This is a genomic window from Rhodococcus sp. 5A-K4 (assembly GCF_046097995.1).
GTDB classification, from domain to species: Bacteria; Actinomycetota; Actinomycetes; order Mycobacteriales; family Mycobacteriaceae; genus Rhodococcus_F; species Rhodococcus_F erythropolis.
In genome coordinates this window covers 317,417-335,408 of sequence record NZ_JBJURM010000002.1, presented here as the reverse complement: position 1 = coordinate 335,408, position 17,992 = coordinate 317,417, and the positions used below count along the sequence as shown (strand labels likewise).

The 17,992-nt window shown below is 61.2% G+C and carries 21 protein-coding genes; 8 read left to right on the top strand and 13 right to left on the bottom strand.

Annotated features, from left to right (window positions below; translation table 11 throughout):
* Window positions 1-110: 110 nt before the first annotated feature.
* Complete coding sequence (locus ACKAMS_RS03980; protein ID WP_408988634.1) at window positions 111-1,172, bottom strand: NAD(P)/FAD-dependent oxidoreductase; 1,062 nt, start codon at window positions 1,170-1,172, stop codon at window positions 111-113.
* A gap of 123 nt (window positions 1,173-1,295) precedes the next feature.
* Between ACKAMS_RS03980 and ACKAMS_RS03975 the strand changes: the two genes are divergently transcribed.
* Complete coding sequence (locus ACKAMS_RS03975) at window positions 1,296-2,150, top strand: hypothetical protein (RefSeq protein WP_408988633.1); 855 nt, start codon at window positions 1,296-1,298, stop codon at window positions 2,148-2,150.
* A gap of 76 nt (window positions 2,151-2,226) precedes the next feature.
* On the opposite strand, the gene ACKAMS_RS03970 is transcribed toward ACKAMS_RS03975, so the two are convergent.
* From ACKAMS_RS03970 to ACKAMS_RS03960, 3 genes are read right to left on the bottom strand one after another with little or no spacing between them, the layout of a single operon-like run.
* Window positions 2,227-2,667 (bottom strand): MaoC/PaaZ C-terminal domain-containing protein, encoded by a 441-nt coding sequence (locus ACKAMS_RS03970; RefSeq protein WP_021331850.1) that lies wholly within the window; start codon window positions 2,665-2,667, stop codon window positions 2,227-2,229.
* On the bottom strand, window positions 2,664-3,113 hold the full coding sequence (locus ACKAMS_RS03965; RefSeq protein WP_019745537.1) for a MaoC family dehydratase N-terminal domain-containing protein: 450 nt from the start codon (window positions 3,111-3,113) through the stop codon (window positions 2,664-2,666). The genes ACKAMS_RS03970 and ACKAMS_RS03965 overlap by 4 nt, the downstream gene beginning before the upstream one ends.
* A 9-nt stretch (window positions 3,114-3,122) precedes the next feature.
* On the bottom strand, window positions 3,123-3,767 hold the full coding sequence (locus tag ACKAMS_RS03960) for a TetR/AcrR family transcriptional regulator (RefSeq protein ID WP_020970969.1): 645 nt from the start codon (window positions 3,765-3,767) through the stop codon (window positions 3,123-3,125).
* A 112-nt stretch (window positions 3,768-3,879) separates the two neighbouring features.
* On the opposite strand from ACKAMS_RS03960, the gene ACKAMS_RS03955 reads away from it, so the two are divergent.
* Together ACKAMS_RS03955 and ACKAMS_RS03950 are read left to right on the top strand one after the other, a co-directional pair.
* Window positions 3,880-4,761, top strand: coding sequence for an alpha/beta fold hydrolase (locus tag ACKAMS_RS03955; RefSeq protein ID WP_021331848.1), 882 nt, complete (start codon window positions 3,880-3,882; stop codon window positions 4,759-4,761).
* Window positions 4,762-4,834: 73 nt separating this feature from the next.
* On the top strand, window positions 4,835-5,281 hold the full coding sequence (locus ACKAMS_RS03950) for a hypothetical protein (protein ID WP_134771703.1): 447 nt from the start codon (window positions 4,835-4,837) through the stop codon (window positions 5,279-5,281).
* 34 nt (window positions 5,282-5,315) lie between these two features.
* On the opposite strand, the gene ACKAMS_RS03945 is transcribed toward ACKAMS_RS03950, so the two are convergent.
* Both ACKAMS_RS03945 and ACKAMS_RS03940 read right to left on the bottom strand, forming a co-directional pair.
* Window positions 5,316-5,768 (bottom strand): DUF4259 domain-containing protein, encoded by a 453-nt coding sequence (locus tag ACKAMS_RS03945; protein ID WP_408988632.1) that lies wholly within the window; start codon window positions 5,766-5,768, stop codon window positions 5,316-5,318.
* Between the two features lie 148 nt (window positions 5,769-5,916).
* Entirely contained in the window at window positions 5,917-6,492 is a 576-nt protein-coding gene (locus tag ACKAMS_RS03940) for a TetR/AcrR family transcriptional regulator (protein ID WP_020909315.1), read from the bottom strand.
* A 123-nt stretch (window positions 6,493-6,615) separates the two neighbouring features.
* Here ACKAMS_RS03940 and ACKAMS_RS03935 point away from each other — a divergent pair, with 123 nt between their 5' ends.
* The 4 genes from ACKAMS_RS03935 to ACKAMS_RS03920 all read left to right on the top strand — a co-directional run bounded on the left by ACKAMS_RS03935 (window position 6,616) and on the right by ACKAMS_RS03920 (window position 11,663).
* Window positions 6,616-7,533 (top strand): alpha/beta fold hydrolase, encoded by a 918-nt coding sequence (locus ACKAMS_RS03935; protein WP_205906937.1) that lies wholly within the window; start codon window positions 6,616-6,618, stop codon window positions 7,531-7,533.
* Window positions 7,530-8,531: an NADP-dependent oxidoreductase gene (locus ACKAMS_RS03930; protein WP_020909317.1), complete on the top strand. Its 1,002-nt coding sequence runs from the start codon at window positions 7,530-7,532 to the stop codon at window positions 8,529-8,531. Before ACKAMS_RS03935 ends, ACKAMS_RS03930 begins: the two co-directional genes overlap by 4 nt.
* 22 nt (window positions 8,532-8,553) lie before the next feature.
* Complete coding sequence (locus ACKAMS_RS03925; protein WP_408988631.1) at window positions 8,554-9,411, top strand: alpha/beta fold hydrolase; 858 nt, start codon at window positions 8,554-8,556, stop codon at window positions 9,409-9,411.
* A gap of 296 nt (window positions 9,412-9,707) precedes the next feature.
* Complete coding sequence (locus tag ACKAMS_RS03920; protein WP_257207903.1) at window positions 9,708-11,663, top strand: AarF/ABC1/UbiB kinase family protein; 1,956 nt, start codon at window positions 9,708-9,710, stop codon at window positions 11,661-11,663.
* Between the two features lie 14 nt (window positions 11,664-11,677).
* Here ACKAMS_RS03920 and ACKAMS_RS03915 read toward each other — a convergent pair whose 3' ends face one another.
* From ACKAMS_RS03915 to ACKAMS_RS03900, 4 genes are all read right to left on the bottom strand, one after another.
* A complete protein-coding gene (locus tag ACKAMS_RS03915) occupies window positions 11,678-12,409 on the bottom strand; it encodes a hypothetical protein (RefSeq protein ID WP_020909320.1) in 732 nt (243 codons plus the stop codon).
* Between the two features lie 38 nt (window positions 12,410-12,447).
* The gene (locus tag ACKAMS_RS03910) at window positions 12,448-12,732 is read right to left on the bottom strand and encodes a hypothetical protein (RefSeq protein WP_003939785.1); all 285 of its coding nucleotides are present in this window, start codon (window positions 12,730-12,732) and stop codon (window positions 12,448-12,450) included.
* A gap of 128 nt (window positions 12,733-12,860) precedes the next feature.
* Window positions 12,861-14,468, bottom strand: a complete 1,608-nt coding sequence (locus ACKAMS_RS03905) for an AMP-binding protein (RefSeq protein WP_355330313.1) — start codon at window positions 14,466-14,468, stop codon at window positions 12,861-12,863.
* A 103-nt stretch (window positions 14,469-14,571) separates the two neighbouring features.
* Window positions 14,572-14,763 carry a hypothetical protein gene (locus ACKAMS_RS03900; RefSeq protein ID WP_021331840.1) on the bottom strand — a complete coding sequence of 64 codons (192 nt, stop codon included), beginning with the start codon at window positions 14,761-14,763 and terminating at the stop codon, window positions 14,572-14,574.
* Between the two features lie 25 nt (window positions 14,764-14,788).
* On the opposite strand from ACKAMS_RS03900, the gene ACKAMS_RS03895 reads away from it, so the two are divergent.
* Window positions 14,789-15,304 carry a CGNR zinc finger domain-containing protein gene (locus ACKAMS_RS03895; protein ID WP_003940315.1) on the top strand — a complete coding sequence of 172 codons (516 nt, stop codon included), beginning with the start codon at window positions 14,789-14,791 and terminating at the stop codon, window positions 15,302-15,304.
* A 10-nt stretch (window positions 15,305-15,314) separates the two neighbouring features.
* On the opposite strand, the gene ACKAMS_RS03890 is transcribed toward ACKAMS_RS03895, so the two are convergent.
* From ACKAMS_RS03890 to ACKAMS_RS03880, 3 genes are all read right to left on the bottom strand, one after another.
* Window positions 15,315-15,947, bottom strand: a complete 633-nt coding sequence (locus ACKAMS_RS03890; protein ID WP_133727190.1) for a hypothetical protein — start codon at window positions 15,945-15,947, stop codon at window positions 15,315-15,317.
* An 87-nt stretch (window positions 15,948-16,034) separates the two neighbouring features.
* Window positions 16,035-16,571, bottom strand: coding sequence for a hypothetical protein (locus tag ACKAMS_RS03885; RefSeq protein WP_408988630.1), 537 nt, complete (start codon window positions 16,569-16,571; stop codon window positions 16,035-16,037).
* Window positions 16,572-16,721: 150 nt separating this feature from the next.
* Complete coding sequence (locus ACKAMS_RS03880) at window positions 16,722-17,885, bottom strand: LLM class flavin-dependent oxidoreductase (protein WP_003940457.1); 1,164 nt, start codon at window positions 17,883-17,885, stop codon at window positions 16,722-16,724.
* Window positions 17,886-17,992 lie beyond the last annotated feature (107 nt).

Sequence of the window (17,992 nt, the reverse complement as noted above, 5' to 3'; positions counted from 1 at the left end):
ACGGTACAAGCCGAGTAGACGAATATCCCGCTCTCTAGCGCGTGTCCTAGAGAGAACTAGGAACCGCAATATCGGCTCGACCTTGTCGAACCGGGCTCCGGCATCGTCGTCTAACCGTCCAGGCTCGACGCTCGGGCGAAGTCCCCGGCCACGTGGGCTCCAATTGCTCCGGCCAGAATGATCGCCGGATGCGTCGCGGCCAGATAGAGCCCCGACACGCCTTCGGCGAAGCCCAGCAGCGGGCGGCCACCACGCGGGATGGGACGGTCAGCGACTACCGCCTCGATCAGTTCCACTTGGTCACCGTCCACGAGCTGACTGCGGATCGCGTGCAGCGTCGGCCCCGCAAGCTCACGAGCATCTCCGGAGAACCCGGCCGGAACATCTTCAGCCGCAATCAGTGTCGTGTCGTCCAATTGCCGGATCTCGAAATCCGGAGAGGACAGTATTCCGTTCACCAATGGGTGGGGCGTCGAGAATCTGATGAGGCAACACGGGGAGGCGTCGACCTCGACGTCGACTCCCGCCGACGCCGCGAGTCCAGGGATCGCGGTACCCGCAGCGAGCACGGTGGCCGATCCGTAGACGGGACCGTCGGCAGTCATTACTCCGTACACTCTCATGCCCTCCGTGAGCACCCCGCGCGCACTGACATCGGAATACACTGTGGCACCGCACTCTTCGGCACCTCGCAGGAGCGATCGAGCGAACGCAACCGGGTCAACGCCACCGTCATCAGGCGCGTACGCTGCGACCGAGGGGGCCGTCCGCAATCCCGGCTCACGAGCAAGGATTTCCTCTTTACCGATGAGGTCGACGGGATGGCCGAGTGCTCGATGAGCATCTACGAACGCTCGAGTCTCCGCTTCCGTCTCTTCCCAGGTGATCGCGCCTCTGCGGCGCAAACCGATTGGCTCGACGAGTTCGCGCTCCAGGCGGTCGAATTCGACTGCAGCGCCTTGCCGGAACGGATCTGAGTAAGTTTCTGCGGCACTCTTCGAGAGGCCGACCCAGGCAAAGGAGTTGCCGGTCACCCCTCCTGCCACCGAGCCGTGGTCCAGCACCGTGACTCGGAGACCAATGCGCGCCAGGTGATACGCGATCGACGCGCCGACGACACCGGCACCAATCACCAGGATCGGACTGTCGTTTCGGCCATTCGGATGCGTCACCAGTGGACCATATCTGCGAGCCGCAACCTGGATCCACTCAATTTGGATGCGAGGACTTCGGCGGTTAACGGAGGACTAGGCCTGTTCCCGCTCGGCGTACATCGGGAACGATACGGTGTGCTCATGCTCTGGCGTTGGTTCGCAGTCGTGATCGTCATCCTCGCTGTTGCCGGCATTTGGCACGTGACCATCCCCGATCGACCAGTTGCCGTAATAGTCGACGCCGAGACGCTGGGGTGCGCGACCCCGTATCCGATCGGCCCGCTCCAGACGACATCAACGGCGACGGTTCCAGACGATTTCGTACCCGTCGCCGCAGTCACGTGCGACCCGTTTGTCAGCGACAACGTGGCAGCCGACCGAACCGTCAGCTTCTCTGCTCATCGTTGGGAGGGCGATTTCAGTCGGGCGGTGGAAATGCTGAACCGCTCGTCCGCGCACAAGACTTGGTTCCCCGAAGGCTGCGGTGACAACTACAGCCTGGCTGTCCTGGACCAATTCTGGTTGGTCGACGATCGAGGCCGAGCAACTCGGCCGGGGTATCCCTCCGATTCGTGTGGACTGCCGAAACCCGGTGGCCTGGCCGCCATCAAGGAACTGACACCGGTCGGCAGTACCGAACATCGAATAGCGTTGTCCGACGACCAGATCTACGAACTGTCGCATTGTCGGCCGGCCTACCGACCAGCCACAACAGGTACCACGGCGCTGACGTCGCTGTCGGCGGGCAGCGTTTTCTGCCGATTCTCCGCCACCGAATTCGTAGGCACATCGTCTACGACGAAAACCTTCGACGGACTTTCACCCGCTCCCGACTGTGACGCGGTGGCCACCGAGGTGGCGTCGACGATCTACGTGGACCGTCCTACGAACGAGGAACGATTACTCACCGTCGAACTCGACGGCTGTCGGCGCGTCATCGCCGACGGATACGCACCGATGCAAGCGTCGGACGAGCTGTTGGTGTCTTTCCGGTAGTGCTGCGCCACAATGCAGTTGATCTCCCGCCCGGATGCGTAGGTCCCGATGTGACCAGTGACAGCCCGCAATCCTGTCAGGCGCCCGGGAACTGAAGGTGCGCCTGGGTCTTTCCCAGAACCGTCTGGCCCTTATGCATGACGGTGACATCGATACGCACAGTCCGCGTTGTGGAGTCGATCCGCGCGATCTTCGCAGCGATGGAGAGATCAGCACCATCGACGGCATCGACTACGACGGGCCGAGTAAAGCGAGTTTCATACGAGATCACACCGCTCGGGTCACCAACCCAGTCGACGATGGCCTGCAAAGCAATTCCGGCAGTGAGCATTCCGTGCGCCAGAACTCCCGGTAGCCCAGCCGCAGTAGCGATTGCGTCGTTGAAATGGATCGGGTTCATGTCGCCGGAGGCACCGGCGTAGCGAACTAGGTCATCACGAGTGAGGACCAGATCAACCTTCGCGACGATGTCACCAAGGACGAGGTTTTCGAAAACCGGCACGACGGGTACGGTCATGCGCCTTCTCCTCGCGCCAGCAGGGTCGAGGTGACCGTTGCGACCAAAGCGTCGGTCACGTCGTGGATCTCGGAAACTGTCGACAGGATCGCACTGCCTGCTCGCACTGTCACCCCTGTAATCGTCAGTGTCGTAGACAGGTCATCGCCGGCGACTATCGGACGCTGATGCTCGATCTTCTCGGAAGTATGGACCACACGAGTCGGATCGAGCCCAGTATCCGGCGTGCGCAGCAGTGCCATGATCGCTCGCTGCTGGACAACGGTTGTGAATGTTGTCGGCGCGATGACATCGACGAACCCGGCCTCCCTGGCGACACCGACATCATGGTGCAAGGGATTGCTCGAACGCACCGCCAGAGCGAACTCGCGAATCTTTTCGCGCCCGACAAGGTACGAAGACGAGGGAAACACCCGGCCGGCGAGCGCTGGGTTCACAGGAGACATCCCGGAATACTAACGGCGGCCGACTTCGGGTTCATTCGTGGCCTGAGGTCTCGTCGGCCCGAGAATGCGATCGAGGAGACGCTCAACCAACTGGGCCGCCAATTCTGCTGTGGCGTAGCCGGGAAGCATCCCCTGGGCGAGCCCGGCGACAGCCGCCAGAATGAGCTCGGCGTCGAGGTCGGGATCCATTGACGGCGCAACCGCGTCCCGATTGGTCACTCGTTGAAGCTGGCCGGAAATGAGCGCTGTCAACTCTCTTGGGGCAGTGAGGGTTTCCTCGGCGGCGATTCCTTGTCCGGTCAGTGCGGCAGCGTGGAAGGCACCGAGAACAATCGCTTCCTCCCGACGTTGTCGATCGAGTGGCAGCATGCCGACAAGGAACGCTGAAATAACCTCGCGGGGTGTCGCTTCCGCGCCAAGAACAGACAACTCCTGCATCAAGCGAGCACCCGCATCCTGACGCACAGCTTGATGCGTCGCGAGAAGGAATTCCCGCTTCGTGCCGAAGTAGTACTGCACAAGTCGCACCGAAATCCCAGCCTCGGCAGCAACGGACTGAAATGTCACCGCCGCGAGCCCACCGTCGACAATCACTCGCCGCACCGCATCGGTGATCTCCCGTTGCCTCACTTCATGGTCGACCAGTCGCGGCATGAGGCTGTCCTTCCCCTTTCGAATGGATGACTTTGACTCGTTAATGATACGCACGTACCGCATTAGTGATACGGTCATACCATCAAAATTGAATGCAGCGAGAGGGAGGCTCATGCCGAAGATCGGACGATTCAAGAACGAAGCATCAAAGCAGGCGTACGAGAGCATCTACCGAGAACTGGAGGGCACCTGGCCGGTTCCGTCGACACAACTCGACGTGCCGACATCGTTCGGAACCACCCATGTCCGTAGGTCGGGGACCGGCACGGAGACGCCGATCGTCCTGCTGCACGCAGTCGGCGCCAATTGTCTGCAATGGCACATCGTCATCGAGGACCTGTGCCGGGACCGAGTCGTTTATGCGCTGGACACGATCGGTACTGCAGGCCGCAGTGTGCAGACCGCTCCATTGACCGGGGAATCCGACTTCGCCACCTGGGTGGGCGAGGTATTGAACGAACTCGGGGTCGATCGCGTCCACCTGGTCGGCTACTCGCATGGTGCGTGGCACGCCGTTCTCGTAGCACTTCACGCCCCTGAACGACTGGCGAGTGTGACCCTAATCGAACCGGGCGGAGTCTTCGACAAGCCCTCGTGGCGTGTGCTGCTGAAGATGGTCCGCGCCGGTATGCGCCGCACCGACAAAAATATTCGCAAGCTCAACGATTGGCTGTCCCCCGGGTACGTCATCGGCGATCGCGAGTTCGCTTTGGTTACAGAGGCATTGAACTACCGGCCCGGTGTCGGGTGGGCACGAATGCTCAAAGATGCAGAAGTGCAGTCGATCTCGGTTCCAATGCTCGTAATCTCCGGCGCTGAGACGGTGGTCTCCAGCCCCGAGCGGGTGGCCGCGAGGTTAGCTGATCTTGTACCTGAAGCCGAAGTGGAGATTTATGCCGGAACCGGCCACGGAATCCTGGGACACATACCTGATCGGGTAATTCCCCGACTCATGAAGTTCGTCCGCAATCATGACGACGCGAAGCGGACGTGATCTCGCGGACCAGCCGCCGACAAGGTAGTGATGAAGCCGGTCAATCAGCCGGCCAAGGCGGTACAACTGACAGATGAGAACATTCCTCTCCGACCGCCGCGGTCAGGTAATGGTGGCCGTTGCCGCCGCCATTTTGGTCGTAGCGGGAGGTCTGTGGTGGACGAAGACCATCTCCTTCACCGAAACTGCAGTAGTTCAGTTCAGTAGTAATCGAACCGGACTCTACGACGGGTCCCCGCGCGATGCGTACATCGGTGATCGGGAAGCCTCCAACGGCATGTCTGTTCCTGCTGAAAAACTCGCGCAGATACTCGGTGGCAGTGCTTCCGACTACGAGTCCGATCTGACGATCACAGATGCGGACGTACCTGGGCTCGCGGTGACTGCCCGAGGTCGAACCCCTAGCGCTGCCCGAGCATTGGCGACCGACGCCGCCGAAGCTCTCTGTTCGATGTTCGAAGAAGCCAACGCAATGACTTCCGGAGGGTTCACGTTCACCGTCGTTCCACCGGGGAACTGACGGATCTATGGTCAGTAGCGCGGCCGCACCAGGTTTATGCCTGTTCGCGCTCGGCTGCGAGGGCGACCGCCTGTTCAAAGGTATGGACGAGCACTGCACGTCGAGCGACCTTGTGATCCTCGTCCGGTTCGAGTTCGTCAATGTAGCCATCCCACACGCGCAGATATCGATCGCGCCAGTCGATCAGCACTTGCGTCGATGGAAAGGTCACACCGACTCGTTTCGTCTGGGCAATATCGGTGAGGATCTCGAGCCACGCCGGCACCATCTCCCCGCCCCATTCATCCGGCTCCAGACTCGAATCGTCTTCGAACTCGGCAGTGATGTCGTCCACGATTCGACCGGTCAGGGCCCCCAGCCCATCCGCGACGGTGTCACTGTCAAAGTTTCCCGGACCCCAGACTCCCACAAGCCCTCCCATATCGATTGCGGATAAATTCAGGTCGACAGTCGCGTTCCCGTCGCAGCAGGCCGTGAGCGTGCTCACAGGGCACGGCCTGTCTGCGAACTGATGCTCGCGAGACAAAAACAGGGTTGACCACCGTCATGTCCCCTGTGAGTATTCTCCGGACCGGCTCTGCAGACCGACCGACGCGACTTACGCCCGACTGAACGGTGCGAAGTCTCGCCACACGTCATGCCTGGAGCAAGAGGCTGGCATTCACGAGACCAGAAGAGAGAATTTCGTCGGAGAGTCCCGGATCCGACACTGACCGCGACAGTTGAAGTGCCCCAATAAGTATGGACATCACCCCGATAGCAACTGATCGCGCAGCAACGCGCCCCTTGATTCGAGTTCGATCGGCGACGACACTGATCATTGCCTCCAAACCATCTGTATATGATTGCTGCACAATGCTATTCGAGCGACTGATCTCACCGAGTAGCGCAGCCGATGGGCATCCGACTTCTGGTTGATCACGATGACTCGCCGACAGATAGCTCTCGATGAAAGTCCGCAATGCCTGACCGTCGTCGGGTAGTCCCCGAAGAGTGTCGAGTTGCGTCGCCAACTGATCAGCCAGCACCACCGCGACGAGTTCGTCCTTGGACGAGAAGTGCGCATAGAACGCACCGTTGGTCAGTCCGGCATCGGACATCAAGGCGCTCACGCCAGACCCGTCGATCCCATCCTTTTTGAGGCGTCGCCCCGCCGCGTCCACCACGCGAGCGCGGGTCTGCGCTTTGTGTTCAGTGTCGTATCTCGCCATGTCAGGATCCCTCCATGCCCTTGCCTCACCCGATTGTATCCGATAGCCTTATGATCATAATAGTATGATCATAATATAAAGGCTTCTCTCGCGGGCCACGCTCACCACTTCGGAAGGACAGACATGGCGACACACCACGACGCACCGTCCAACACGCCCACCTGGAAAACCGTCCGGACGAAAACCGTGCACGCGAACGGCGTGAACTATGCATACCGCGAACTCGGCACCCCGGGAGGCGTGCCCGTGGTGTTCCTGCACCACTTCGCCGCCGTCCTCGACGACTGGGATCCGCGCATCATCGACGGAATCGCCGAGAATCACCACGTCATCGCGTTCGACAACCGAGGCGTAGGAGCAACCGACACCGCGGTACCTGCAGACCTCGAAAAGATGGGCCAGGATGCGGCTGCGTTCATTCGCGCCCTCGGCCATGGCACCGTCGACCTGATCGGGTTCTCCCTCGGCGGTGCAGTCGCCCAGATGATCGCCCTGCACGACCCGACTCTGGTCCGGCGAATGGTGCTGGCCGGCACCGGACCTCGCGGTGCCGGCGGGGTCGACCAGATGGGCAAGATCGTCGGGTTCGCCTACCTCAAAGCCGCCCTCGCTCGTAAAGACGCCCGACACTTCTTGTTCTTCCCACGCACCGACGAGGGAAAAAGCGCCGCCGATGACTATTTCGCGCGACTCGCCGAACGAACAGTCGATCGTGACACGCGCATTTCGATGCAGGCACGAGTCGCCCAACTCAAAGCAATCGTGGGCGGTGGCAAGGCGGCACCCGACGACCTGGCTCGCATTACCCAACCCGTCTTCGTAGCGAACGGCGACAACGATCTGATGGTCGCGAGTGATCACTCCGCTGACCTCGCGCGGCGCATCCCGAATTCGAAGCTGACGATTTATCCGCGTTCAGGGCACGGCGGGATATTCCAACACCACCAGGATTTCGTCCCGGCAGTTCTCGACTTCCTTGCCGCCGGAGGCAGTACTCCCGTCCCGACACCATCTACAAGCGCTACAGGAGATCAGCCATGAGAGCACTCACATTCACCGGATACAAACGACCTCTGCAGGAAACGACGGCGCCGGAACCCGCTGTCGGCGATCATGACGTGCTTGTGAAGGTGCAGGCGGCCGGCTTGAACCAGCTCGACGAGAAGATTCGCACGGGTGAGTTCAAACAGTTGCTGCACTATTCGTTTCCGCTCACGCTCGGACACGACATGGCAGGCACAGTCATTCAGATCGGTGCCCTCGTTCGTCAATTCTCAATCGGCGACGAGGTCTACGCCCGTCCCCGGGACGGGCGCATCGGAACCTTCGCCGAGCGCATCTCGGTGCACGAGGACGACGTGGCGTTGCGGCCGACATCGATCAACATTGTCGAAGCTGGTTCGCTACCGCTCGTCGCACTCACTGCATGGCAGGCACTCGTCGAGAGAGCCAATGTTCAACCGGGACAGAAGGTTCTCATCCACGCCGGTGCCGGCGGGGTCGGGTCGATCGCCATTCAGCTCGCAAAACACCTCGGGGCGACGGTCGCCACGACCGCGAGCAGTTCGAACTCGGACTTCGTTCGTGGACTCGGCGCCGATGTCGTCATCGACTACCGCAACCAGGATTTCGAGCAACTGCTCGACGGTTACGACGTGGTTCTCGACAGCCTGGGTGGCGACAACCTCGAGAAGTCTCTTCGCGTGCTCAGGCGGGGTGGACTGGCAATCGGCATTGCAGGCCCCCCGGACTCAGCCTTCGCCCGCTCCGCCGGCTTGAATCCCATCATGCGTCTTGCGATAGCGGCGCTGAGTCGCAAGATCCGCAAACAGGCCGCAAAGGCAGGGGTGAGCTACGAATTTCTGTTCATGCGCGCAAGCGGTGACCAACTTCGCCGCATCGCCACACTCGTCGACGACGGCGTCATCCGGCCGATCGTCGGGAGAATTCACCCATTCGACGAAGCACCGGAAGCGCTTGCAGCACTAGCCAAGGGCGGTATCCGCGGCAAAGCCGTCATCACCCTGCCCGCACACTGACCCACCCCCGGAGATCATTCGAATGAGCACCTCGAACCACCCCGTCGGCGCCACCTACGCGTCAGCGCCGACGAAGACCGTCACGTCAGGCGGAACGACGTACGCCTACCGCGAACTTGGACCAAAAGGGGGCATCCCCGTCGTCTTCCTCGTTCACCTCGCCGCCAACCTCGACAACTGGGACCCCCGCATCATCGACGCGATCGCCCGGAACCGTCACGTCATCACGTTCGACAATGTCGGCGTCGGCGCATCATCCGGGAAGGTTCCCGACACGATCGAAGCGATGGCAGCGGACGCCTACACCTTCATTTCGGCATTCGATTTCGACACCGTCGATCTCTTCACGTTCTCGATGGGGGGCTTCATCGCCCAGGATCTAGTTCTCGCGCACCCCGGCCTGGTCCGCAAGCTCGTGCTTACCGGCACCGGCCCACGTGGAGGCAAAGACATCGACAAGGTTGCCGGACTGACATATCGGGATATTCTGCGCGCGACGTTGGTCAGAGCGGACCCGAAGGAATTTCTGTTCTTCAACCGCAACGCCGCGGGTAAGACCGCCGCGAAAGAATTCATACAGCGCTTGCACGAACGCACCGTCGACCGCGACAAGACCGTCGGAATCGGGATATTGCGAACACAACTCGACGCCATCAAGAAATACGGCCGTTCCGCCCCTTCCGATCTGTCACGAATCACCGCCACGACGCTCATCGTCAACGGCGACCACGATCGAATGGTCCCCACCCCACTTTCGGAAGATATACGACGACGCATCCCCGGCTCCGAACTGATCATCTACCCCGACTCCGGGCACGGCGGAATCTTCCAGTACCACAACATATTCACCCCGATAGTAGGCGACTTCCTCGGACACTGACCGCCGAGATTCGTACGTCGGTTCTCGAGAGCCCGGACACCCCGCCACACGGGAGGCACCGTCGCGGTCATGAATGAGACAAGGCATGCACAAGTACCTGTGATTGTTTCCTCACGGCGGCCTCGATATCTTCTTCTGGACAGCCGATCAGGACGAGTCGCCATCGGAGCGAATGAACACCGAAGTGCCCAAGCATGTTCGACGCTTGGACACTGTCGGGCTTGTTACCCGTCAGTCGGGGTGGGCTCGGGGTTTTCCTGGATGTATCGCAGATTGCGAACCCGTACGCTATCGCAATGGACTTGATGGTCTGGATCGTCACGACGCCATTTCTTGCAGCAGCACTGGCGGGCGTGATGCGACGAACGCTGGGGACGAGAGTCGGATGGCCGCGAACCCTTGCGGTCGCGGTGATAGCACTCTCGGTGGGGGTTCCACTGTCGGGATACGTTGCAACACTTGCAGGAATTGCCGGCCCGGACGATCAACTTCTGGTGAGCGTGGGAACAGCACTCATCTTCTTCGGAGTTGTCGCGCTATGGGTGTTCGCAGCATGCCTGGCCGCATTGGTTTTCCTCGAAGTCGTCGTTCCTACAGGATCCCTACCAGGTCCGTCGGAAGCATTGCGGCGCAGCCGAAAATCGTGGCGCCGAACGAAGCGGTACGTCCAGATCACGGGCATCGTCGTGCGAGCGGGAGGCGGGTCAGCTCTCCGTGCTGGGCCGTCAGCGCCTCAGTTCGGGGACGCACTGGTGGAAGTAATCAACCGGTGCGGTGTCACTTTCGTCAAGTTGGGACAGATCCTCGGCACGCGAGACGACCTCATACCACCCGAGTTGGCTCGCACCCTTTCTTCTCTGCAAAGTTCGGCACGCCCGGCTGATCCCGACCGTATCGCGGAGCTACTGGCATCGGAACTCGGCGACGCACCAGAGTCGGTGTTCGCGCGGTTCGATGTGGAGCCGTTCGCCGCCGCCTCTGTCGCACAGGTACATTCCGCGCGCACCGTTGAAGGCGTCGACGTTGTGGTGAAGGTTCAACGCCCCGAGGCGAGCACACAAGTGAGCGTGGATTGCGATATCTTCCTTCGCGTGTCATCCCGCGCGGAGACCCGTTTTCCCTGGGCACGCGATATCGGCGTTCACCGACTCGCCGGCGGTCTCGTCACGTCACTGCTCGAGGAACTCGACTATCGCACCGAAGCAGCGAATACCGGCGCGATTGCTTCCACCATGTCGAACCGCCCGGATATCGTCGTTCCGCATATCTACCCCAACCTCAGTAGCGGACGGGTGCTCGTGATGGAACGTCTTCACGGCACACCGCTCTCCGACGGTGATTCGGCGCTCACCGGCATCGACCGCCACACCCGCAGCAGCGTCGCCAACGAACTTCTTGCGTCGTTGCTCGACGGGATCTTTGTCCACGGGGTGTTTCACGCGGACCTGCACCCCGGCAACATCATGATCCTCGATGACGGCCGGGTCGGGCTCCTCGACTTCGGCGCAGTAGGGGTTCTGGACGGCGAGACACGGGTCTTGTTCGCCGTGCTCCTCAACGCTGCCCTCGCAGGTGATCCGGTGGCGACAGTCGACGCGATGCTGATGGCATTCGACGTACCGCCCGAAGTTGATCGCGGAGCGCTACGTCACCAGGTGGGCCGAGAGATCACCCTGCTCAGTGTCCAACCCAATGTTTCCATGGCATCGTTCGCGCGAATGTTCACCGTGCTTCGAGAACACCGAATCGGAGTGCCGGGAGACGTCGCCGCCGCTTTCCGTTCGCTCGCGTCTTTGGAGCGCGCCCTCCGGCTCCTGGATCCGCAGATCGACCTCGTCGCTGCTGTTCGGGCCGAAGTACCCCGACTGTTGACCCAGGTTGCCAGCCCGACTGCAGCCGCGCAGGCAATCCTGTCGACGACGGCGGTCACAACCGCGGTGGTCAGGCGCCTGCCTGGTCAGCTCGACCAGATCGCGACCTCGATCGCGTCGGGAAGCTTCACACTTCGCACTCGCTCGGTCGCACACCCCGACGACAGGCTATGGCTACGACGGTCGGCGAACAACGCCCTGGGTATGGCGGCGGGAGTGACCGCGCTGATTGTCGCGGCGATCCTGCTGTTCGTACCTGGCGGACCACAACTCACACCTCAGCTGTCGGGCTATGCACTCGTGAGTGCGGTACTGGGCTTCGTCGGCGTCGTTCTGTGCATGCGGACCGTATTCCGTTTGTTCACACTCGACAACAGGTAACCGAGAACCGATTTTCATCGCTTGATCTCGATGTCGTCGAAGTCGAGCGCCAGGAGCGTCGGCCGCGAGAGAACGCGGCCGCCTGGGCCCCTCGGGAGCACCCGTCGTCGAGTGGGAAAGGTGAGACCGTCGAACTCGCGATGCTGGTCGCAGTAGAGAGCAGCTTTCGCCCAGCTGCCTACCGGTTCGGCGACGAAGTCGTGACGGCGGATGAGGCCACCGTTGTCGACATAGAAGGTCTGCTGCCGGCAATGGGTATCGATCGCCGGCGCGAACGTTGCCTGAAGTCGTCGCCATTGCTGCCCGGATTCCTGCCAAGGTTCGGCTTCGGTGACAGTGATGTCGTCGCGGGCGAGCAGCAGCGGTGCCGTCAGATAGTTCCAAAAGGCGTAGCCGGCGAAGTAAGCGGTGTCGAGTGCGTCCCAGTGGAGGTTGCGCCGGACTCCACTCAACCCGAAAAACGCTGAACGTGGGTCGGTTCGACTCCCGAGTTCTTCGCCGTCACGAGTTTCGATCCGCACGACGCCCTTGTCGAACACAGCGCACTCGCCGACACGCGGAAAGTCTTGGAGGACAGTGCGTTGCTCGGCGACTTCAACCTCGACCGTGAACTTCGCCAGCTTGTTGCCTGGGAAGCGCTGGGGCAGCAGACCGCCCAAACGTCCCCGTGCCGTGATCGCTGAAACGGACTGCCAATGTTCGACTCCGCCATGTGCGGTGAGGACTTCATCGAGTAGTTCGTTCATATGTCGACGCTCTCCGTCCCCTGACTGAACTGTGGAAATCAGCGATCAGACGGACGCGTAGTTGTAGTTGCGTTCCTGCCGCGGTACCACTGCCACCCCGCGGTGATGATGACAGCGCCGGCAAGGGACCCGAGGATGCCGCTCGGGCGCAATGATAATCCGTCGCCTGCAATCAAACTCACGAGCAATCCGCCGACCAGCGAACCACCGATTCCCGCGATGAACGCGAAGGTCCAGTCCACTCGTGCGGTCGTTTTCCCCAGAATCAGCTGGGCTCCCGCTCCGATGACGATCCCGAACAGGAGTATTCCGATGATGAGCATGAGACAAGGCCCTTTCGTGGACGTGACGACGCAAGGCGCGAACGACTTACTCTGCACCATCTTTCCGGTATGTCTCTTATGTCGTGGTGAAATCCGTGTGAAAGATCGTCGTCGCCCACTCCACGCCGCTAGGACGACGCCAGTGTCGTCGCCCAGCGGTAGTCCGCCTTACCGGCCGGGGTTCGCTTGACTTCATCGACAAGCACGATCGTGCGCGGCACCTTGTATCCGGCCAACGTCTTGCGGCAATGTTCCTGTACCGCTTCGAGAGTCAGCTCGTCGGATCCGGGGTAGGTCGCGATCACCGCTGCGACCTGCTGCCCCATGCGCGCATCGGGTGCGGGAACAACGAGCGCGTCGGAGATCGCCGGATGTGCGTGAAGGGCAGCCTCGACCTCTTCGGCGAAGACCTTCTCGCCACCGGTGTTGATGCACTGCGAGCCACGCCCCAGGAAGACAATGGTGCCGTCTGCTTCCACCTTGCCCATGTCGCCGAGCACCGAAAGGCGGGTGCCGTCGGCGCGGGTCGGGAACGTGCGGGCGGTCTTCTCTTCGTCCTTGTAGTACCCGAGCGGGACGTTTCCGATGCGCGCGATGTAGCCCACGTCGTCGGAGCCCGCTGGAATCTCTTCGAGGCGCTCGTCGACCAGAATCATGTTCGGCGAGGGCGGCATTCGCAGATTGCCCGCCTCGTCGATGGAGAAGGCGCCGTCGTTACCGGACTCGGAGGCTCCGAAGTTGTCCCGCAGCAGCAGGTCCGGCTTCACCGCCAGCATGCGATCCCGCACACTGGTGGACCAGATCGCGCCACCCGAGGTGATCGAGAACAGGGTGCTGAAATCGACCTCGTCTTTGCGTCGTTCCATCTCGTCGACCAACGGCAGTCCCATGCCGTCGCCGACGATCAAGATCACCTGTACCGAATCCTTCTCGATCGCTTCGACGACCTTCTCCGCGTCGAACTCGCGTCGTAAAACAACTCGCGCACCGAGGGTGAGGAAGGTGAACAGCGAGTACAACGCGGCGCCATGCATCAGCGGGGCAGCAATGAGGAACGAGAGTTCCGGAAATTCCTTTGCAGCACTGGCAATCTCGGCGAGGTCCTGTCGCGCTCCCTCACCGTACGGATTACCGCCGGAGAGCGGCTTACGGAAGAAGTCGTCATGACGCCACATGACGCCCTTCGGGTATCCGGTGGTCCCGCCGGTGTAGAGGAGGTACACGTCGTCGCCAGAACGAGCGTCGAACTCCCCCACTGGCGACTGTTCACGAGCGTCGTCGAACGAAACCACAGAAACTTCATGCGCTTTTGCTGCTGCGACCAGTTCGGCGTCGATCTCGCCGATCACGATCACCGTCTTCACCTTCGGGCATGCACCGAAGAGGGAAGCAAGGACACGCTGATGCTCGGGGAGTTCCACGACCACTGCGACCGAGTCGGAGTTGGTGAAGATGTACTCGAGCTCGGCGGGTGTGTACCGGTAATTCACATTGATCGGGACCGCACGGATCTTGATCAACCCGAGGATCGACGTGACATGTTCGACGCTGTTCTTCAGGAACAGGGCTACATGATCGCCGCGCGAGATGCCGGCTTGCGCGAACAGGTTGGCCGTTCGGTTAGCCTCCGCATCCAACTGAGAGTAGGAGAAATTCTCTCCCTCGTAAGTCAATGCAACGCGATCAGGGACTGAGCCGGCAACGGTCTCGAATATGTCAGCAAGATTGAACTGCATTGTCTTTCCTTTCAGAGTCCGCGCCGCGACATCGAGGCAGATAACCCTGAATCTAGAACACGTTCCATGTCGCCGGAGGTAAAACGGAACGATTAGCTGATCATTACCTGGACCTGACCTTTATCGGTGCGGCGACGGCCGAGGCTGCCCCACCCGACATCCACTCGGCGAGCAAGGTCTGCCACGACCCGCAATGGCAGCGCAGGTAGGTGACCGTCCCCTCGCTGGTTCGGTGCCGGGATTCGACCTCCCAGCGATGGATGCAACCGATCGGCGTGATCTCTGTTTTCTTCATGCAATGAGCATGATGTAATGGCATTGTGCATCTCAACCCTTACGGCGAATATGCGGTGACGCTGGCCGCCGACCTGGCCAATCGAAACCCCGAGACCTTGGCCGAACTCGTCGAACGCTGCGTCGATGCAGGCATCATTCTCGATTTCCCCATCGCCGAGAAGGACCTCGACGAGACCCTCGACCTTCTGATCGAGTGGTCGAAAATCGTCGACGTCACGGAGGAGGCAGCCCGCGCCGAACTGGTGAACGTCATGCTCGAGCAAGCGTCGGCGTATCCGCGCATGACCAACCACGCGAACGACGGCTGGCATCTGCACTACCGCGATCCCCAACAGTCGCTCGCCGAGGTCCTCAAGGCACTCTTCTCGGTAGGCACGGCGCTACACCTCGTCGGCCGCGGCATGCACCGATTAGGTCGATGCACCCTGGACGAGTGCACCAACATCTACGCGGACACCTCCCGCAACGGCAATCAGCGGTACTGCTCCCCCACGTGCGCGAATCGCGACGCGGTGCGGCGTCATCGTGCACGCAAGTGAGTTGCACCTACTACGACGTGGGACCCACTACCTCGAAATCCGAGCCACCTTGGTACTCGAACTGAAAGCTACCGGCGCTGCTTCCCGAGCTGATCCGATTCCACGCGTCGATCAAGTCCTGAACCGTGTTGTATCCCAGATCCTCCAAAGATCCTGAGAGACTTCCGGTTCCCGCGCCCTCGAACCAGCCGCCGACCACGACTGCCTGCGGAATCGCAATAGTGGGGTTGGTCGGATCGAGCAGTCGAACGCACGCTCCCGCAACGGCGTAAACCCCGGCCGGCAGATTACCGACGGTCCGCGTGATCGTCTGCCCAGGCGAAACGGCAAACAGATCGAGGATGTTACTGACGGTCGGGTACACCAACACGCCAGGCTGGAGCAGCTTTGCCGGATCACGAATCACGTCGGGGACATCCCTGGCATTGAGGATCGCCACCGTGCAGTTGATGAAGCTGAACCGCGGGTTCGGGTTGGTGATGGTGAAGGTGATCGCATTGTCCGCTGCGCTCACCGATACCGGAGGCGGAAGAATCGCCGGTGCTGCCGACGCCGTCGCCGGAGTCATGACAACCAGTCCCACGACGGCGGCCGACGCCGCGACAATGCTTCCGAGAGCGCGTTTGAATCCACGACTTCGCATTTCCGAACCTCCAGGCAAGTCGGTCAGATCACCAGATGCATGAAGAATAGACCGCTCAGTCGGAAAATTGGGGAGACAGACAGTGAGCTACCCGAAAAGTCCTTCGAGGCTGCCGCTACCGAACAGGTCGCTCAGGCTTCCGGTATTGATGCCGCTGAACGGTCCACCGATGACAACGAGGCTCGGCACGCCAGGAACGGGCTTACCCAACGTCTCGAGATCGAGAAGATCGGAGCAGGCACCGAGCACGGCGTAGGTTCCGTCCGGAACATCGGTCACGGTATCGGTGACCGTCTGCCCCTTGCCCACGTCGAACAGCGAGGCCGGATCGGTGATCTTGGGGTACACCACAAGGTTCGGATCAAGCAGTTTCAGCGGATCATCAAGCACAGCAGTAGAATCCGCGGCATTGACGACAAACGCCTGGCACAACGGGGCAATTCCCGTGTTGTTGTTCGTGATCGTCAGCGCCAGATCGTTTCCGGTCACCTTGTACGAGACGACCGGCGGGACCACCTCGGCCGACGCAGTCGCAGGATTGACCATCGCGACGCCTGCCGCGGTTGCAGCGGCGACTGCCACGGTTCCCACTACGCGACGTACTCCACTCGTGCCCAGCTTCATCGAGGATCCTTTCGTACTGCGCCTTGAGTTCGGCAACAGTGCGCAGCCTAGATCGGATCTAGCGCCCGAAATGGCCCAATTGCCCCGCCGGGAGGGCATGCCCGAAAGATCGGGACAAACGTCCCCTTCTCGAAGAGCTAGCTTTTCGACTCAGTTCCCACTGGAGACGAAGGGCGTTCGCACCGGTCCGCCGACCGAACCGTGCGGTGCTACCAATCCACGCTTTTCGAGGATCGGACGCACACCCTCACCGAACTGATACGCCTCTTCGAGATGCGGATAGCCCGACAATACGAAGTGATCCAGTCCGATCGCCGCGTACTCGGCAATCCGATCAGCCACTTCTTGGTGCGAACCGACCAATGCAGTACCTGCTCCCCCTCGCACCAATCCGACGCCGGTCCACAGGTTCGGCGCAATCTCCAGCGACCGCGCTCCGACGCCCTCCTTGTAAGCCGAACCGCCGCCGTGCAATTCGAGCATCCGACGCTGACCTTCGGAGCCGGATCGCGCAAGACTCGCCTGAGCCTGCTCGACGGTCGCCGGGTCGAGCGCACTGAGCAGTCGATCCGCTTCTGCCCATGCCTGTTCCGAGGTGTCCCGACTGATGACGTGCAAACGGATTCCGTAGTCGAGGTGACGACCTTGGACTTCCGCGAGGTCGCGGATCCAGGCGATCTTGGCGGCAACAGCGGACGGCGTCTCACCCCAGGTGAGGTAGGTATCCGCGTAGCGCGATGCGACGGTGCCGGCCGCCGGGGAGGATCCGCCGAAGAAGATGGGCGGTACCGGATCCGGAATACGCTGCAGCGTAGCTTTTTCCACGTTGACGTACTCGCCGGAGAAATCAACCGGACCGTTACCGGACCACAACTGGCGGATCACGTCGAGGAACTCGCCGCATCGTGCGTACCGTTGGTTCTTGTCGAGGAAGTCACCGAACGTGCGCTGCTCGTGGTCCTCCCCGCCGGTCACGACGTTGAGCAGCAGACGACCGCCAGACTGCCATTGGAAGGTTGCGGCCATCTGGGCGGCCAGCGTGGGGCTGAGCAATCCCGGTCGCAGAGCAACCAGAAACTTGAGTGTCTCGGTGGTCTCGAGCATCATCGCCGTCGTCAGCCATGCGTCTTCGCACCACGCGCCGGTGGGCGTGAGGACGGCCTCGAAGCCGTTCGTCTCGGCGGCCGCGCCGATCTGATTGAGGTATTTCAGCGTCGCCGGACGATCACCGGACATCGAGCTGCCGTGCCCACCCGCCATCAGATTCCGGGAATCACCGTAAGTAGGCAAGAACCAGTGGAAGCGCAGTGACACGGTGATTCCTTTCGTCGACGAACAGGCAGAACTCTTCTGTCATTACAACCACAGTCCACCTCGAAGAACAGGGTTGAAATCACCCTGATCGCTAGGGGTGCCCACTT

Excerpts from the sequence above, each read along its gene's own strand:
- ACKAMS_RS03935 (WP_205906937.1), top strand. The coding sequence starts at position 6,616 with ATGGCGACACACCACGACGCACCGTCCAACACGCCCACCTGGAAAACC.
- ACKAMS_RS03960 (WP_020970969.1), bottom strand. The coding sequence starts at position 3,767 with ATGCCGCGACTGGTCGACCATGAAGTGAGGCAACGGGAGATCACCGAT.
- ACKAMS_RS03885 (WP_408988630.1), bottom strand. The coding sequence starts at position 16,571 with ATGAAGCTGGGCACGAGTGGAGTACGTCGCGTAGTGGGAACCGTGGCA.
- ACKAMS_RS03910 (WP_003939785.1), bottom strand. The coding sequence starts at position 12,732 with ATGCTCATCATCGGAATACTCCTGTTCGGGATCGTCATCGGAGCGGGA.
- ACKAMS_RS03970 (WP_021331850.1), bottom strand. The coding sequence starts at position 2,667 with ATGACCGTACCCGTCGTGCCGGTTTTCGAAAACCTCGTCCTTGGTGAC.
- ACKAMS_RS03890 (WP_133727190.1), bottom strand. The coding sequence starts at position 15,947 with ATGCGAAGTCGTGGATTCAAACGCGCTCTCGGAAGCATTGTCGCGGCG.
- ACKAMS_RS03930 (WP_020909317.1), top strand. The coding sequence starts at position 7,530 with ATGAGAGCACTCACATTCACCGGATACAAACGACCTCTGCAGGAAACG.
- ACKAMS_RS03965 (WP_019745537.1), bottom strand. The coding sequence starts at position 3,113 with ATGTCTCCTGTGAACCCAGCGCTCGCCGGCCGGGTGTTTCCCTCGTCT.
- ACKAMS_RS03915 (WP_020909320.1), bottom strand. The coding sequence starts at position 12,409 with ATGAACGAACTACTCGATGAAGTCCTCACCGCACATGGCGGAGTCGAA.
- ACKAMS_RS03920 (WP_257207903.1), top strand. The coding sequence starts at position 9,708 with ATGGACTTGATGGTCTGGATCGTCACGACGCCATTTCTTGCAGCAGCA.
- ACKAMS_RS03925 (WP_408988631.1), top strand. The coding sequence starts at position 8,554 with ATGAGCACCTCGAACCACCCCGTCGGCGCCACCTACGCGTCAGCGCCG.
- ACKAMS_RS03940 (WP_020909315.1), bottom strand. The coding sequence starts at position 6,492 with ATGGCGAGATACGACACTGAACACAAAGCGCAGACCCGCGCTCGCGTG.
- ACKAMS_RS03955 (WP_021331848.1), top strand. The coding sequence starts at position 3,880 with ATGCCGAAGATCGGACGATTCAAGAACGAAGCATCAAAGCAGGCGTAC.
- ACKAMS_RS03900 (WP_021331840.1), bottom strand. The coding sequence starts at position 14,763 with ATGAAGAAAACAGAGATCACGCCGATCGGTTGCATCCATCGCTGGGAG.
- ACKAMS_RS03950 (WP_134771703.1), top strand. The coding sequence starts at position 4,835 with ATGAGAACATTCCTCTCCGACCGCCGCGGTCAGGTAATGGTGGCCGTT.
- ACKAMS_RS03905 (WP_355330313.1), bottom strand. The coding sequence starts at position 14,468 with ATGCAGTTCAATCTTGCTGACATATTCGAGACCGTTGCCGGCTCAGTC.
- ACKAMS_RS03975 (WP_408988633.1), top strand. The coding sequence starts at position 1,296 with ATGCTCTGGCGTTGGTTCGCAGTCGTGATCGTCATCCTCGCTGTTGCC.